The following is a 14,418-nucleotide window of genomic DNA, read 5'->3' on the forward strand; positions in this document are numbered from 1 at the left end:
TCCCGTAGGAGTCTGGGCCGTGTCTCAGTCCCAGTGTGGCTGATCATCCTCTCAGACCAGCTATGGATCGTAGCCTTGGTGAGCCATTACCCCACCAACTAGCTAATCCAACGCGGGCCGCTCCTATGGCGATAAATCTTTCCGCCGTAGCGCTCATGCGGTATTAGCTGAAGTTTCCCTCAGTTGTTCCGCACCATAGGGCACGTTCCCACGCGTTACTCACCCGTCCGCCGCTCCCCCGAAAGGGCGCTCGACTTGCATGTATTAGGCCTGCCGCCAGCGTTCGCTCTGAGCCAGGATCAAACTCTCAGGTTGAGTTGACATCTGACCCAACGTCTCACAACGCCGACACCCGAAAGCATCGACGCCACTTGGCATTGGTCTACGTAGTTCTTGACGAGTTCCCATCCACCGCAAAACCCCGAAAGGCCCCGCGGCGACATGGTATTGTCTTCAAGAGACCGCAGATTTCGTCAGCGTCCAGATAGGCCATAAAGCCTACCGCCAGAACGCCGCCGCCTGCGTTTCTCTTTCCTTTTCAACAATGTCAAAGACCGTGACCGGCTCTCGCCCGCCCCACTGTTTAGCGCCGGTGGCCGGCGGAGGCGGCTATCTAGTGGCCGACCTCGGAGGTGTCAATCGGCCTTTTCAGGCTTTCTTTACGCCGCCCCCTTAGGAGGAATTTGGCGCAAAAATCACTTCGGGCCGCCGAGGGGCTACCCTCCAAGTCCGCAGCGATTCGATTGAAGGACCGGAACCTAGCGAGTTCGAAGCTGGAAATCAAGGCCCTTTCGGCGCCCCTCTTGCCGCTTCAGACCCCGTCGGCCCGGCGAGGCGCGGTTTCTATGCGCCCCCCCGCGCCGAGTCAATCGCATCGGCCCCGCAATCGTCGCGACCTTTTCGCCTCCGGCGTTCCGCGCCTTGCAGAAGCTTCGGCTCGGCCCCTATGAGAAGACGTGGCGCTAAGGAGGCGCCGCTGCGATGCTGTCCCAGAAGACCCGCTACGCCCTGCGCGCCCTGGTGGAACTTGCCCGGGTCGAAGGAACGCAGCTGACCTCCGGCGAACTGGCCGTGCGCGCGGACGCGCCGCGCAAGTTCCTGGAGGCGATCCTGCTTGAGCTTGCGCGCAACCGCATCGTGATCAGCCGGCGGGGCAAGTTCGGCGGCTACACTCTTTCCCGAGGCGCCGGCGACATCTCCTTCGCCGAGGTCATACGGGTGTTGGACGGGCCGCTGGCCCTCGCCCCCTGCGTCAGCCGCACGGCCTTCCGCAAGTGCGACGACTGCCCCGACCTCGCCACCTGCTCCCTCCGGGAGGCGCTCCTGCGCGCCCGCGATGCGACCGCCGAGGTTCTGGAGGGCTACAGCCTGGCCGACGCGGCGGCCGGCGCCGGCGCCGAAGTCCTGCGGCAGCCGGCCTGAGGCGCGCGGCCTGAGGCGGGCGGACTAGCCCGCCGCGATATAGGCCTTGAGCTCGTCGGCCACGGCCTCGACCTCGGAAATCTTGTGCTTCACCAGGTCGCCGATGGAGACGATGCCCAGCAGCTTGTCGTCTTCGCACACCGGCAGGTGGCGGATGCGCCGATCGGTCATCCGCTCGAGCAGGGCGTCGACCGTCTCCTGCGGGCGGGCATAGAGCACGTCGCAGGTCATGCAGCTGGAGACCGGCCGGTCCAGGGCCCCGGCGCCCGCCTCGGCCACGATGCGGACGAGATCGCGCTCGGACACGATGCCGACGACGCGCCCGCCGTCCACCACTACCAGGGCGCCCACCCGCCGGGCGTGCAGCAAGGCGGCCACCGCAGCGACGGTGTCGCCGGGCGTGACGGTGAAGACGAGGTCGCCCTTGGCCTTCAGGATCTGGGACACCAGCATGGTTCTACCTCTCCCTTATCCCCTCAAGAACGCAGCCTGTCGCATAACGTCGGTTCTGGCAATCGCCAGGACAATCAGGATGTTGCGAGGCCGCGTCAGGCGCGGGCGCCCTGCCCGCGCCGCGCGATCCAGACGGCCGGCCCGATCAGAAGCAGTCCGGCCAGGAAACCGAAGACATGCGCCTCCCAGGCGACGGCCTGACCCGCGTCCAGTCCGGGCGAGGCGCCGAGGAGTCCGACCACGAGGTTGAGCCCGATCCAGGCGGCGGTCATCGCCAGCACGCGGGGAGCGAACACCGGCGCCAAGCCGCCGCGCCCGGCCAGGATCCGGGTCGCCGCCCCGATCAGGCCGAAGACCGAGCCCGACGCCCCCACCAGAAGAACGTCCGCTCCCGGATGCAGCCTCGCAAAGCCGTAGTTGGCGAGCGCGCCGCACACGAGGAAGAATGCGAAGAAGACGACGGGACCGAGACCGCGAACGCCCAGCAGGCGGGCCACCGGCGCCCCGAAGGCCAGGGCGCCGGCCGTATTCATCAGGACGTGCGCCAGGTTTCCGTGGACGAAGAGGGCGGTGAAGAGGCCCGGCCAGCCGCCCGTCTCCAGGCCCGCCGGCGAAAAACCGAACGCCTGATAGGCGGCCTCGCCCAGGACGAAGACCTGCAGCGCATAGGCGCCCAGGAGCGCGCCCACCAGCGTCATGGACGGCCACGGCGCCTTGAAGACCGGCTCGCGGCGCGGGGGGATTTCGCCTTCAGGAATGGTCACTTAAACCCAGAGTCCTCTCTAGCCTTAACGAAATCGCCAGGGTTGGCGCCGCCATATCGGGCCTGTCCGAATTTGGCACGTCGTTTGCTTAACGACCGTGCGCCCGTCACGCCCACTGCGGAGTTCGCTTAAGCCCATGGCCGTCGCCCCCCTCGCCGCCAGGCCCGCGCTCTGGCTTTCCGCTCTTCTCGTCGGCGCCGCCGGCGCCGGCGCGGCCCAGGCGCAGTACATGACCACCAACTCCGCCGACTTCAACGCCGGATACGGGCGCTACGCCGGCAGCGAGAACCAGCCGGTGGACGTCTCCACCCGCGACGCCAACGGCAACCGCGTCATCGTCGACGGCGTCATCCTGCGCGGAGAGGACCAGTCCTCCTTCGCCCGCTCCTGGGGTTCGGGCGACGCCTATTCCGGGGTCGGCTCCAGCAGCGGCGGGGCCAGCGCCATCGGCAACAATCTCGTGGTGGTGACGCAGGGCAACTACAACACGGTCATCGTCAACTCGAGCCAGATCAACAATGGCGACGTGATCGCCAACAGTCAGATCAATTCCGGCGGGGTCGGCGATGACAACTAGCCGCCTCACCCGCACCGCCCTGGCCCTGGCGGCCTCGGCTCTGACGCTCAGCGCCTGCGCCACGCCAGTGGCCGGCCCCGGCGGCAACTACAGCCGGCCCATCGGCGGCGCGCCAGTGACGGCCAACCCGACGCCCTATTCGGACGCGCTGGTCTGCATGGCCAACTATGCGCGGGCCAGCAACGTCACCGCCCCGCGCATCGCCGTCGGCCGGATCGCCGACTACACCGGCAAGACGGAGTCCGACGGTTCGGGCCGGAAGATCACCCAGGGCGCCTCGCTGATGGCCATGTCGGCCTTCGCCAAGGCGGGCATGCCGCTGGTCGAACGCTTCGACACTTCGGTGTCCGAGCTCGAGCTGAAATACGCCAACAACAAGCTGATCTCCGACGTGCCCAACCGGGCGCCCAACGAGCCGGCCGACTATCGCCGCATCCTGGCCGGCCAGGTGCCCGGCTCCGACTTCTATGTCGCCGGCGGCCTGACGGAGCTGAACTTCAACATCCGGTCCTCCGGCTTCGACATGGCGGGGGGCGACCCCGACCCGGAGGATCTGAAGGGCACGCTCGGCGCGCGGCTCTTCATCATGAACATCGGCATGGACCTGCGGCTGATCAACACCCGCACGCTCGAGGTCGTCGACGTCATCTCCTACCAGAAGCAGGTGATCGGGCGCGAAGTGGGGGTGGGCCTGTTCGACTTCCTGGGCGGCAACGTCTTCGACGTCTCGGCCGGCACCGGCGCCCTGGAGCCCATGCAGCTGGCGGTCCGCTCCCTGGTGGAGCGCGCCGTGGTCGAGATGACGGCCAACCTCTATGGCATGCCTGGTCCGCAGGCCTGCCTCTCTTCCGACCCCCTGGGCGGCGGCACCGTCGGCCTGACCGGCGCCTACGTGCCCGCCTACAACAACCTCGGGACGAACAATGCGCAGACCCGCGAAGATCCTAACCGCTGGAATTCTCGTCGCGATTCTGCCGTGCGCGGCCGCTACTAGCCAGACGCTCGACAGCGTCATCGTCAGCGATCAGGTCCAGGTCGACGATATCTTCTCCGGCCAGAGCCTGGACGTGGTCGAGGTAACCGAGACCACCACCGCAACGACGACGGCGACCGGCAACGCCTTCCAGGGCTCGGGCGAGGGCGTGACGCTGGACGTCCGCGCCAACCAGAACCTGCAGGCCGACGTCACCGCCGACACGCGGCTCGACGCGGCGGTCTATTCCGGCCAGACGACGGTGCTGAGCACCGCAGCGACCGGCAACACCGGCGACTCCAACATCTATGGCGGCGTGCTGACGGGCGTCTACAACCAGACGACGGGCCCGGGCACGATCTACGGCCACAGCCATGTCGAGGCCCCCGACGCCGAGGCGGGCGACGTCTCGGCCTCGGTCCAGGCCTCGGGCAACAGTCAGGGCTTCGGCGTCTCCTATGGCGCGGTGGGCGCCCTGGTGAACCAGACGAACGAAGCCGACGTGGTGGCCGATGGCGGCGGGACCTACGGCTATGTCACCGGAGACGCCACCTTCGCCGGCGCGGCGGCGGGCAACAACGTCACCAGCACGGCCGTCGGCGCGGCCGGCGAACGCTACGTCATCAACCAGACGAACTCGGCCGGCCTGACCCAGGCCAGCCAGTTCACGGCCTTCGGCAACGGCTATCTGACGACCACCAGTTCGACCGCCACGGGCAACAACATCGCCGCCACCAACGAAGGCGGCCTTCTGGACGTCACGACGACCCAGGAGAACCAGACCTATGTGCGGGCCCAGACGGAGTCCTCGGGCTACCAGTTCGGCGCCGGGGCGAGCCTCGCCTATGGGGTGGGCAATTCTCTCCTGGCCGGCAACTATGGTCCGGAGACGGTGATCGACGCGGTCCAGCTGAACGACGGCGGCGGCGTGGAGGTGATCGCCGGCTATACGGGCGCAGAAGGCTATGACGCATCGGCCTCGGCGACCGCCATCGGCAACGCCGCCACCGGCTATGCCTGCAGCGACTGCGACGGGCGCATCACGGCGACCAGCCAGCAGGTGAACAATGTCGATGTCGGCGCCACGGCCAATGTGACGGTCACCGGCTACGCCCGGTCGGCCACCGGCGTCGCCAACGCCATCGGCAACACCGCCACCTATTATGTGAGCCAGCCGAGCCCGTAGGGCCGCAAGGCGCTCGCCACATTCCGCCGACTTGCCGCCTTGCCCTCGCCTCCTGCCGCGGCGATGGTGAACCCCTGTTCTTGCGCGTCTGCGGATTTTTCGATGACCTTCTTTCCGCGAGCGGCGTCTGCGCTCCTCGCCGCCCTCGCCCTGGCCGCCTGTTCGGCCCTTCCCGATCTTCGCCCCGACTTCGCCGCCGCCCCGGCCGCCGAAAGGCCGATCAAGCTCGCTCCGGACGAGTGGCCCCAGGCCCGGTCCGACATCGCCGTGGATCCGGACATCCGCTTCGGGACCCTGCCCAACGGCATGCGCTACGCCATCCGCCGGCAGACGATCCCTGAGGGACAGGCCGCCCTGCGGCTGCGCATCGACGCCGGCTCGCTGATGGAGGCCGACGACCAGCAGGGCCTGGCGCACTTCCTCGAGCACATGGCCTTCAACGGCTCCGAGGCCGTGCCCGAAGGGGAGATGATCAAGATCCTCGAGCGGCTGGGCCTGGCCTTCGGCGCAGACACCAACGCCTCCACCAGCTTCGACGAGACGGTCTACAAGCTCGACCTGCCGCGGACGGACGCCGAGACGGTCGACACCAGTCTCATGCTGATGCGCGAGACGGCGCGCAATCTGCTGATCGCCCCCGACGCGGTGGATCGCGAACGCGGCGTCGTCCTGTCGGAGGAGCGCGCCCGGGACACGCCCGCCTATCGCACCTACAAGGCGCGCCTGGCCTTCCTCCTGAAGGGGCAGAGGGTCAATGAGCGCTATCCGATCGGCGTGACGCAGGTGCTGCAGGACGCGCCGGCCGAGCGGATCCGCGACTTCTACGAAGCCTATTACCGGCCCGAACGGGCCGTGATCGTCGCCGTCGGCGATTTTGACGTCGATCTCATGGAGCGGGAGATCCGCGAGGCCTTCGCCGACTGGGCGCCCGCCGTGGACGACGGCGGCGATCCGGAGCTCGGCACGGTGGCCGACCGCCAGCTGGAGGCCAAGGTCCACGTCGAGCCTGGCGTGCAGGAATCCCTCCAGGTGGCGTGGGTGCGCCCGCCGGACCAGCGGCCCGACACGCGCGCCACCCGGGTCGCCGATCTGACGGAGCAGCTGGGCTTTGCGGTCCTCAACCGCCGGCTCTCCTCCCTGGCGCGGGCGCCTGACCCGCCCTTCCTCGGCGCTGCGGCCTTCGTGAACGACGAGTTCGACTCCGCCGAGACCACGAGCCTGATCGCCAACGCTCAGGAGGGGCGCTGGCGTGAGGCGCTGGCGGCCATCGAACAGGAGCAGCGGCGCGCCGTCCGCTACGGCGTCCGCCAGGACGAACTCGACCGGGAGATCGCCGAGCTGCGCGCCCGCCTGAAAGCCGAGGTGGCCGGCGCCGCCACCCGTCGGCCCGCCGCCCTGGCTCAGGAGATCCTGGGCGCCGCGGCCGAGGATCAGGTGGTCACCAGCCCCGCCCAGGATCTGGCCCTCTTCGAGGAGACGGTGGCGAGCCTGACCGCCGAGCGCGTGAGCGCCGCGCTCAAGGCGGCCTTCCAGGGCGAAGGCCCGCTCATCTTCCTGGCCACGCCCACTGCGGTGAACGGCGGGGAAGCCGCCGTGCTCGAGGCCTTCGAGGCCGCCCGCAAGACGCCGGTCGCCGAGCCTGCCGCCCTTTCGGCTCTGGAGTGGCCCTATGGCGGCTTCGGCGCGGTCGGCAAGGTCGTGGAGACCCGTGAAGTGGCCGACCTGGACACGGTCTTCGTCCGCTTCGAGAATGGCGTGCGGCTGACCGTCAAACCGACCCGGTTCCAGGACGACGAGATTCTGGTGCGGGTGAATGTGGGCGACGGGCAGCAGAGCCTGCCCAGCGACGCGCCGAGTCTCGCCTGGGCGGCCCAGGCCTTCACGGAGGGCGGCCTTGGCCAGATCACCGCCGAGGACATCGAACGGGTGCTCGCCTCCAACGTCTACGGCGCGCGCCTGCGCGTGACCGACGAAGCCTTCGTGCTGTCGGGCTCCACGCGGCCGGAGGACCTGGACGTGCAGATGGAGGTGCTCGCCGCCTATCTGGCCGATCCGGCCTGGCGGGAGGAAGCCTTCGCCCGCATCCAGGCGGCGGGTGCGACGATCCACGAGCAGTACGAGTCGACCGCCGGCGGCGTCCTGTCGCGCGATCTGGCCGGACTGCTCCACTCGGGCGATCCGAGGTTCCAGTTCCCCTCCAAGTCGCAGATCGCCGACGCCGAGCTTTCGGCCCTCCAGGCGCAGCTCGCCGGGCCGCTCGCCACGGCGCCCGTCGAGGTCGTCGTGGTCGGCGACACGACGGTGGACAAGGCCATCGAGGCCGTCGCCCGCACGTTCGGCGCCCTGCCGCCGCGTCCGGCGCCGCAGGACGCGGCGCTGGCGCAGGGCGTTCGCTTCCCCGCGCCGACCGCCGAGCCGGTCGTCCGCACCCACAAGGGGCGTCAGGATCAGGCCATCGGCTTCGTGGCCTGGCCCACCACCGACTTCTTCGCCGATCCGCAGGCGGCGCGGGAGGCGGCGGTGCTGGGCGAGGTCCTGCGCCTGCGTCTGCTCGACGAGCTGCGCGAGAGCCAGGGGGCGACCTATTCGCCGTCGGTCGGCTACAACCACTCCTATGTCTGGGAAGGCTGGGGCTACATGTCGGCCAGCGTGGAAATCCCGCCCGCCGGTCTGCCCGCCTTCTTCGACGATGTGGCGAAGATCGCGGCCGATCTGCGCGCCACGCCCATCTCGAAGGACGAGCTGGAACGCGCCAAGCAGCCGCGCATCGAACGCATCGAGCGCGCCCGGGTCGGCAACGAGTACTGGCTGAGCGAGCTTTCCGGCGGCCAGGCGGACCCGCGCCGGCTGGACGCCATCCGTGCGGCGGTTCCCGGCACGGAGCGGGTCACGAGCGAGGACGTCCAGCGCGCCGCCCGGCGGATCCTGAACCCCGCCGCAGCCTGGAAGATGGAGGTCGTGCCGGAGGCGCCGGCCTCCTAGGGCGCGGCCTCCGGCGCGGACGGGGCAGGCCGCTTCGCGGCCTCGGCGATGGTCGAGAGTTCGGCGTCGAACCGCCGGGCCGCCAGGACCACGGTGGCCACCGCATCGGCGAAAAAGTCCCGCGGGATGCCGCCGACGTCGTCCGTCGGCTGGTGGTACTCCGGGTGGTCCTCGACGCCGAAATAGGCCCAGGGGACGCCCGCCGCGCCCAGGGCCGCATGGTCGGAGGCTTCGCTCCAGTCGTCGTGGCCCGTCCACGGCGGGCCATCGTGCCCCAGCCGCAACTGGACAGGCGCGGCGGCGGCGACGGCCTCCAGCCGCGGTCGCAGCCAAGGAAAGTGCGCCGCGCCGGCGGCGTAGAGCTCGCCCTCGGCGCTCTTCGAAATCATGTCCAGATTGATCGCCAGGGCGATCTGCGAAAGCGGGACCGGAGGATTGGCGGCCAGCGCCTTGGCGCCCGCCAGGCCCAGCTCCTCGGCGTCGAGGACGGCGAACAGCACGGTGTGTCGCGGGGCCTCCTCGGCGAAGGCCTCGGCGATGGCCAGCAGGCCCGCCACGCCCGAGGCGTTGTCGTCGGCGCCGTTGAAGATCTCACCGTCCTTGACGCCCAGGTGGTCGTAATGGGCGGTGATCAGGAGCACCGGCCCAGGCCCCCGGCCGGGGATCTGGCCGACCAGATTGACGCCCTCCCGGCTTGCGCCGTCCGCAGAGGCGAAGACGAAGGGCGCCTGAAACCGGCCATAGGCCGGCTGTACGCCGATCTCGGCGAAGCGCTGCAGAATGTGGATGCGGGCGGCGGCGGCGCCGTCGGTGCCGGTGGCGCGGCCCTGCATCTCGTCGGCGGCCAGGACCTGCACATCCTGCAACGCCCGGTCGCCCGGGGCCGCCCAGGCCGATGAGGTCAGGCAGGTGGTTGCGGCGAACAGGCACGCCGCCAGAAGTCTCGTGGTCATCTTGGCTCCGCTCGCCCCCGCCTGTTGATCGCCCGGCGGCCCTGCGGAGGCAAGCTTGACCACGCGTCTCAGTAGACGGTGCCTCCGACGCCCCCGTCGAGGCTGAGTGCCATCGAGCTGGAGGATTCGGACACCTCCTCCTCCTCGCGGTAGGCGGTGTAGGTCTCCGTCGAGACCATGGTCAGGATCTTCACGCCGGCGCCGAAGCGACGCAGCAGGGAGCGCTCGTTGCAGTCGCGGGCAGGCTTCTGCGGACGGCAGGTCACCTGACCGCCCGGCGCGTGATAGAGGGCCTCGTCCTTGCCGCAGACGAGGGTCTGGCCGCCGGAGAAATCGACCTCGCCCGAGAACTCGGCGATGGTCGCCTGCAGCCATGTCCCGGCCAGGCAGCGGTAGAGCTCGCCGTCGTAGAGGTCCTGCACCTCCCGCTCGGGGAACACTTGCGAGGCGGGGTGCGGCGTCTGCCGCGCGTCGATGCAGACCGCCTGGATGACGACGCGGCGCGTGCGGGTCCGGCTGGCCTCGTAGGCCACCCGCTTCTTCCTGCGCGAGCCCTCGACGTTCAGGCCCTGGATCAGGCCGGTGGCCACGGGCGGGGAGTAGTAGCCCCCTCCCCCGCCGCCGCCGTAATAGACGGCCGCGCCGCCGCCCGCCCCCGCCCCGGCGCGGGCCGAGGCCGTGACGGTCGCACTGGCGCTGGCGTTGACGACCACCGTGGGGGCGACCACCACATTGACGCCCGGCACCTTCACCCCGTGCCCCGGCGTGCAGCAGACGGGCGGCGCCGGCGGCGTGCAGCAGGTCGGCGGCGGCGGCTCACAGCACTGGGCCTCCGCACGCTCGGGCGTCGCGCTCGCCAGAAGGAACAGGCCGAGGCCCAGAACGAGGCCCAGCAGGGTCTTTTGCGGCGCCATGACGGCCTCCAAAACGGTCACTCGGACCTTGCAAGAATCAGGCCGCGTCGCCCTTCCGGACGACTTGGCCTGCGCCCTTCCCGAAGCGCGTCCCATCGGGGGACAGGGGCGGCATGGCCCGCATCTTTCTGCAAGCCCCATGCGGCCACGTATTGGCCGCGACCGGAGCCGGCAGCGATGTCGATGTGCCATTCAAATACAGAACGGTTGATAGACTATTGGCGCGAGCGCGCTCGACCCGGCGCGCCGCCGGCACGCACGGCGATAAGTCCGGCCGATTTCGCCGATCTGCTGCCGCAGGTGATGATGGTCGGCCGCGTCTCCTCGGGCGTCTATCCGATCCGCCTGGTGGGCGGCCTGGTCAGCGAACTGCACCAGCGCGACCTGCGCCAGCAGAACGCCATCTCGCTGTTCGGGCCCCGCGAGCGCATGGACCTGCAGTCGGCCCTGGAGATGGCGCGGCGCCGTCCCGAGCCGATCGTCGTCACCGCCCAGGCCCGCGCCGAGGGCGTCTCGATCGGCATGGAGATCCTGTTCGCGCCGCTGGCCGGCCCCGACGAAGGCCCCGACCGCTTCCTGGTCCTCTATCAGCCGCTCGCCATGGTCTCACGCCTGCGCGGCGCGCCGATCCTGAGCTTCGCCATCGAGGAGATCCGCAAGGGCGGCCCCGCCAACGAAGCGGCCCCACGCCTGCGCCTGGCCACGCTGGACGGTCGCCGCATCGCCTGACGAGGCGGTCAGGCCGTAAGTGCCTCCCACAGGAGTTGGCCGCCGACCAGGATCATGAGGATGTAGATGGCCAGGTAGAAGCGGTCGGGACGGATGCGCCGGACGAGCCATACGCCGGCCAGGGTCGAGACGACGGCGACCGGCGCCAGCACGGCGGCGGTCATCAGGTTCTCGCGCGTGAACTGGCCGAGCGCCAGATAGGCGGGGACCTTCAGCCAGTTCACTGTCGCAAAGAAGATGGCGGTGGTCCCCACCAGCACCGGCGGGGCGAGGTTCTTGGGCAGCACCCACATCTGGAACGGCGGCTGGCCGGCATGAGCGATCTGGCTCGTGAAACCAGCCGCCACGCCCAGGGCGGCGCCGAGGGCCGGCGGCGCGTCCTTCGGCGCCCGGACGCCGCCGCCTCGCATCAGCCAGAGCCGGTGAAGGGCGAAGACGATGCTGATCGCGCCCAGCACGCCGAGCACCACGGTGGCCGAGACCTGGGCGGCCAGCAGATAACCGAGCAGGATTCCGATCCCCGCCGTCGGGATCATCAGGGCCAGCACGCCGCGGTCCCAGCTGCGCCGGAAGGCCCAGACGCCGACCACGTCCTGCAGGATGAGGATGGGCAACAGGATCGCCGCGGCCTTGACCGGAGAGATGGCGAGCGCCAGCAGCGGCATGGCGATCGCGCCCACGCCGGCGAAGCCGCCCTTGGCCAGGCCCATCAGGACCACGGCCGGCACGGCCATGGCGTAGAAGAAGGGATCGGTCAGCACCGGGTGCGGCTCCGCCCCGCCGCGCTCATCCTCCCGCAGGCGCTGGCGCGCTGGCCTCGTCGAGGCGACGCAGGTCTGCATCCGAGAGCTTCAGCCGCGCCGAGGCCATGAGATCGTTCAGCTGATCGACGCTTGTGGCGCTGGCGATGGGGCCCGTGAGGCCCGGCTGAGCCATCACCCAGGCGAGCGCCACCTGGGCGTTGGTGGCCGCATGGCCGGCGGCGACCTCGTCGAGGGCGGCCAGGATCTTCAGGCCCCGATCGTCGAGGTACTTCTTCACGCCACGGCCGCGGGGGCTCTTCGACAGATCCTCCTCGGAACGGTACTTGCCAGTCAGGAAACCGCTGGCGAGGCCGTAATAGGGGATCACCCCGACCTCCTCCTCGAGGCACAGCTTCTGCAGGCCCGCCTCGAAGCCGGCGCGATCATAGAGGTTGTAGAGCGGCTGTTCGCTCTCATAGCGCGGCAGGCCCTTGGCCCTGGCGACGTCCAGCGCCGATTTCAGCCGTTCGGGCGTGAAGTTGGAGGAGCCGATGGCCCGCACCTTGCCGGCCTTGATCAGCCGGGCATAGGCCTCGGCCGTCTCCTCCTGAGGCGTGTCGGGATCGTCGCGGTGGGACTGGTAGAGGTCGATATAGTCGGTCTTCAGGCGCTTGAGCGAGGCCTCGACCGCCTGCTCGATGTACTTGGCCGACAGGCCCTTCATCCCCTCGCCCATCTCGGAGCCGACCTTGGTGGCGAGCACGATCTTGTCGCGCCGGCCGCCCTGGGCGAGCCAGTTCCCGATGACCGTCTCCGAGGCCCCCGCGCCCGCCGGCGACCAGCGGGAATAGACGTCGGCGGTGTCGACGGCGTTGAAGCCGCCGTCGACGAAGGTGTCGAGGATGGCGAAGGAAGTCTTCTCGTCGGCCGTCCAGCCGAAGACGTTCGTGCCCAGCACCAGGGGTGCGATCTTCAGCTCCGAGCGACCCAGTCGGCGCAGTTCCATGAGGACCTCCCTCCCCTTGTTATGATCAGGCGGTCTCCGTCAGGCGGCCTGCAGACCTCCTTCATAGACCGGCGCGTCCTCGGCCGGCAGGGCCGGGCGCTTGAGGATCATATCCGAAGCCTTCTCCGCGATCATGATCGTCGGCGCATTGGTGTTGCCGCCGATCAGGGTCGGCATGACCGAGGCGTCGATCACCCGCAGGCCGGCGATCCCGCGCACCTTCAGCTCGGCGTCGACGACGGCCATGGCGTCGCCGTCCGCGCCCATCTTGCAGGTGCCGACCGGGTGATAGATCGTCTCGGCCGTGCGCCGGATCCAGGCGTCGATGTCTGCGTCGCTGGCGACCGCCGGCCCCGGATTGATCTCTTCGCCGCGATAGGGGTCGAGCGCGCTCTGGCGGGCCACGTCGCGCATCATCTTGACGCCTTCGCGCACCGCACGCCGGTCCTCTTCGGTGGCCAGGTAGTTGGCGAAGATGGCCGGATGATCCATGGGATCGGCCGAGCGCAGGCTGACCTTGCCGCGGCTTTCGGGGCGCAGCTGGCAGACGTGGAAGGTGAAGCCGTCCTTGGCGATGGCCACCTTGCCGTGCTCCTGCATGATGGCGAGCACGCAGTGGATCTGCAGGTCGGGCCGGTCAAGGTCGGGCCGCGAGCGCAGGAAGGCGCCCGATTCCAGGAACTGCTGCCGGCCCGGCCCCTTGTTGAAGAAGACATAGTTCATGCCGACGCCGAGGGTGCGCAGGAGCCCCTTGCGCATGGAATAGGCCGTGATCGGCAGCGGGCATTCCCAGTTCAGCGTCACATCCAGATGGTCCTGGAGATTGGCGCCGACGCCCTTCAGTTCGTGGACCACCGGGACGCCGTGCTGGCGCAGGTCGTCGGGATCGCCGATGCCGGAGAGCTGCAGGATCTGGGGCGACTGGACCGCGCCGGCGCAGAGCAGCACCTCGGCGTTGGCATGCGCCACGCGCTTGGCCTTGGTCTTGTCGTCAATGAACTCGACGCCGGTCGCCTTGCCGTTCTCGACGACGATGCGGGTCGTGCGCGCGCCGGTCAGGCAGGTCAGGTTGGGCCGCTTCAGGGCCGGATGCAGATAGCCGCGGGCGGCGCTCCAGCGCTGGCCATCGTGGATGGTGAGCTGATACGGCCCCCAACCTTCCTGCTGGAAGCCGTTGAAATCCTTGGTGATCGGATGCCCCGCCTGGCGGCCGGCCTCGATCGTCGCCGCGTAGATCGGATTGGTCGACGAGGCCTTGGAGACCTTCAGAGGCCCCTCTCCGCCATGCCATTGGTCGCCGCCGCCCTCCAGCGCCTCGGAGCGTTTGAAGTAGGGCAGCACCTCGGCATAGGACCAGCCGGTCAGGCCCATCTGGCGCCACTGGTCGTAGTCGCGCGCGTGGCCGCGGATATAGATCATGCCGTTGATCGAGGACGACCCGCCCCAGCCGCGGCCGCGCGGCCACCACAGCTTCCGATCGTCGAGATGGGGCTCGGCCTCGGTCCAGAAGCCCCAGTTGTAGGGGCCTTCCTTGCTGATCAGCCCGCCGACGCCGGCCGGCATGCGGACCATGACCGAGTTGTCGCGGCCGCCGGCCTCCAGCAGCAGGACCTTGTTGGCCGGGTCCTCGCTCAAGCGATTGGCGAGCACGCAGCCGGCGGAGCCGGCCCCGATGATGATGTAGTCGTACCGGTCCATGACCGCCCCTCCCTGAAC

At 69.4% G+C, this 14,418-nt stretch carries 13 protein-coding genes and 1 rRNA gene; 6 read left to right on the plus strand and 8 right to left on the minus strand.

Annotated features, from left to right (window positions below; translation table 11 throughout):
* Window positions 1-315: ribosomal RNA gene (locus H2041_RS12920) — 16S ribosomal RNA — on the minus strand; the annotation flags it as partial.
* A 666-nt stretch (window positions 316-981) separates the two neighbouring features.
* Between H2041_RS12920 and H2041_RS12925 the strand changes: the two genes are divergently transcribed.
* Complete coding sequence (locus tag H2041_RS12925) at window positions 982-1,422, plus strand: Rrf2 family transcriptional regulator (RefSeq protein ID WP_293413221.1); 441 nt, start codon at window positions 982-984, stop codon at window positions 1,420-1,422.
* Window positions 1,423-1,446: 24 nt separating this feature from the next.
* Here the strand turns inward: H2041_RS12925 and H2041_RS12930 are convergent, their stop codons facing one another.
* A complete protein-coding gene (locus tag H2041_RS12930; protein ID WP_293413223.1) occupies window positions 1,447-1,875 on the minus strand; it encodes a CBS domain-containing protein in 429 nt (142 codons plus the stop codon).
* Between the two features lie 95 nt (window positions 1,876-1,970).
* Complete coding sequence (locus H2041_RS12935; protein WP_293413225.1) at window positions 1,971-2,639, minus strand: rhomboid family intramembrane serine protease; 669 nt, start codon at window positions 2,637-2,639, stop codon at window positions 1,971-1,973.
* A gap of 136 nt (window positions 2,640-2,775) precedes the next feature.
* Here H2041_RS12935 and hfaA point away from each other — a divergent pair, with 136 nt between their 5' ends.
* From hfaA to H2041_RS12955, 4 genes are all read left to right on the plus strand, one after another.
* The gene (gene hfaA, locus H2041_RS12940; protein WP_293413227.1) at window positions 2,776-3,216 is read left to right on the plus strand and encodes a holdfast anchoring protein HfaA; all 441 of its coding nucleotides are present in this window, start codon (window positions 2,776-2,778) and stop codon (window positions 3,214-3,216) included.
* Entirely contained in the window at window positions 3,206-4,210 is a 1,005-nt protein-coding gene (gene hfaB, locus H2041_RS12945; RefSeq protein WP_293413229.1) for a holdfast anchoring protein HfaB, read from the plus strand. The genes hfaA and hfaB overlap by 11 nt, the downstream gene beginning before the upstream one ends.
* Window positions 4,140-5,375: a holdfast anchor protein HfaD gene (gene hfaD / locus H2041_RS12950; protein WP_293413231.1), complete on the plus strand. Its 1,236-nt coding sequence runs from the start codon at window positions 4,140-4,142 to the stop codon at window positions 5,373-5,375. Before hfaB ends, hfaD begins: the two co-directional genes overlap by 71 nt.
* 102 nt (window positions 5,376-5,477) lie before the next feature.
* Window positions 5,478-8,357 (plus strand): pitrilysin family protein, encoded by a 2,880-nt coding sequence (locus H2041_RS12955; RefSeq protein ID WP_293413233.1) that lies wholly within the window; start codon window positions 5,478-5,480, stop codon window positions 8,355-8,357.
* Here H2041_RS12955 and H2041_RS12960 read toward each other — a convergent pair.
* Both H2041_RS12960 and H2041_RS12965 read right to left on the minus strand, forming a co-directional pair.
* Window positions 8,354-9,310 carry a M28 family peptidase gene (locus tag H2041_RS12960; RefSeq protein ID WP_293413235.1) on the minus strand — a complete coding sequence of 319 codons (957 nt, stop codon included), beginning with the start codon at window positions 9,308-9,310 and terminating at the stop codon, window positions 8,354-8,356. The two genes, H2041_RS12955 and H2041_RS12960, sit on opposite strands and share 4 nt — an antisense overlap.
* Before the next feature lie 68 nt (window positions 9,311-9,378).
* Window positions 9,379-10,224: a hypothetical protein gene (locus H2041_RS12965; protein ID WP_293413237.1), complete on the minus strand. Its 846-nt coding sequence runs from the start codon at window positions 10,222-10,224 to the stop codon at window positions 9,379-9,381.
* Between the two features lie 183 nt (window positions 10,225-10,407).
* Between H2041_RS12965 and H2041_RS12970 the strand changes: the two genes are divergently transcribed.
* A complete protein-coding gene (locus H2041_RS12970; RefSeq protein WP_293413430.1) occupies window positions 10,408-10,953 on the plus strand; it encodes a PAS domain-containing protein in 546 nt (181 codons plus the stop codon).
* Between the two features lie 8 nt (window positions 10,954-10,961).
* Here H2041_RS12970 and H2041_RS12975 read toward each other — a convergent pair whose 3' ends face one another.
* From H2041_RS12975 to H2041_RS12985, 3 genes are read right to left on the minus strand one after another with little or no spacing between them, the layout of a single operon-like run.
* Window positions 10,962-11,714, minus strand: a complete 753-nt coding sequence (locus H2041_RS12975; RefSeq protein WP_293413432.1) for a sulfite exporter TauE/SafE family protein — start codon at window positions 11,712-11,714, stop codon at window positions 10,962-10,964.
* A gap of 25 nt (window positions 11,715-11,739) precedes the next feature.
* A complete protein-coding gene (locus H2041_RS12980) occupies window positions 11,740-12,702 on the minus strand; it encodes an aldo/keto reductase (protein WP_293413239.1) in 963 nt (320 codons plus the stop codon).
* 39 nt (window positions 12,703-12,741) lie between these two features.
* On the minus strand, window positions 12,742-14,400 hold the full coding sequence (locus tag H2041_RS12985) for a choline dehydrogenase (protein WP_293413241.1): 1,659 nt from the start codon (window positions 14,398-14,400) through the stop codon (window positions 12,742-12,744).
* Window positions 14,401-14,418: the final 18 nt, after the last annotated feature.

Source organism: Phenylobacterium sp. (assembly GCF_013911965.1).
Classification (GTDB): Bacteria; Pseudomonadota; Alphaproteobacteria; order Caulobacterales; family Caulobacteraceae; genus Phenylobacterium.

Excerpts from the sequence above, each read along its gene's own strand:
- H2041_RS12930 (WP_293413223.1), bottom strand. The coding sequence starts at position 1,875 with ATGCTGGTGTCCCAGATCCTGAAGGCCAAGGGCGACCTCGTCTTCACC.
- H2041_RS12970 (WP_293413430.1), top strand. The coding sequence starts at position 10,408 with ATGTGCCATTCAAATACAGAACGGTTGATAGACTATTGGCGCGAGCGC.
- hfaA (WP_293413227.1), top strand. The coding sequence starts at position 2,776 with ATGGCCGTCGCCCCCCTCGCCGCCAGGCCCGCGCTCTGGCTTTCCGCT.
- H2041_RS12955 (WP_293413233.1), top strand. The coding sequence starts at position 5,478 with ATGACCTTCTTTCCGCGAGCGGCGTCTGCGCTCCTCGCCGCCCTCGCC.
- hfaD (WP_293413231.1), top strand. The coding sequence starts at position 4,140 with ATGCGCAGACCCGCGAAGATCCTAACCGCTGGAATTCTCGTCGCGATT.
- H2041_RS12925 (WP_293413221.1), top strand. The coding sequence starts at position 982 with ATGCTGTCCCAGAAGACCCGCTACGCCCTGCGCGCCCTGGTGGAACTT.
- H2041_RS12960 (WP_293413235.1), bottom strand. The coding sequence starts at position 9,310 with ATGACCACGAGACTTCTGGCGGCGTGCCTGTTCGCCGCAACCACCTGC.
- H2041_RS12965 (WP_293413237.1), bottom strand. The coding sequence starts at position 10,224 with ATGGCGCCGCAAAAGACCCTGCTGGGCCTCGTTCTGGGCCTCGGCCTG.
- H2041_RS12985 (WP_293413241.1), bottom strand. The coding sequence starts at position 14,400 with ATGGACCGGTACGACTACATCATCATCGGGGCCGGCTCCGCCGGCTGC.
- hfaB (WP_293413229.1), top strand. The coding sequence starts at position 3,206 with ATGACAACTAGCCGCCTCACCCGCACCGCCCTGGCCCTGGCGGCCTCG.
- H2041_RS12980 (WP_293413239.1), bottom strand. The coding sequence starts at position 12,702 with ATGGAACTGCGCCGACTGGGTCGCTCGGAGCTGAAGATCGCACCCCTG.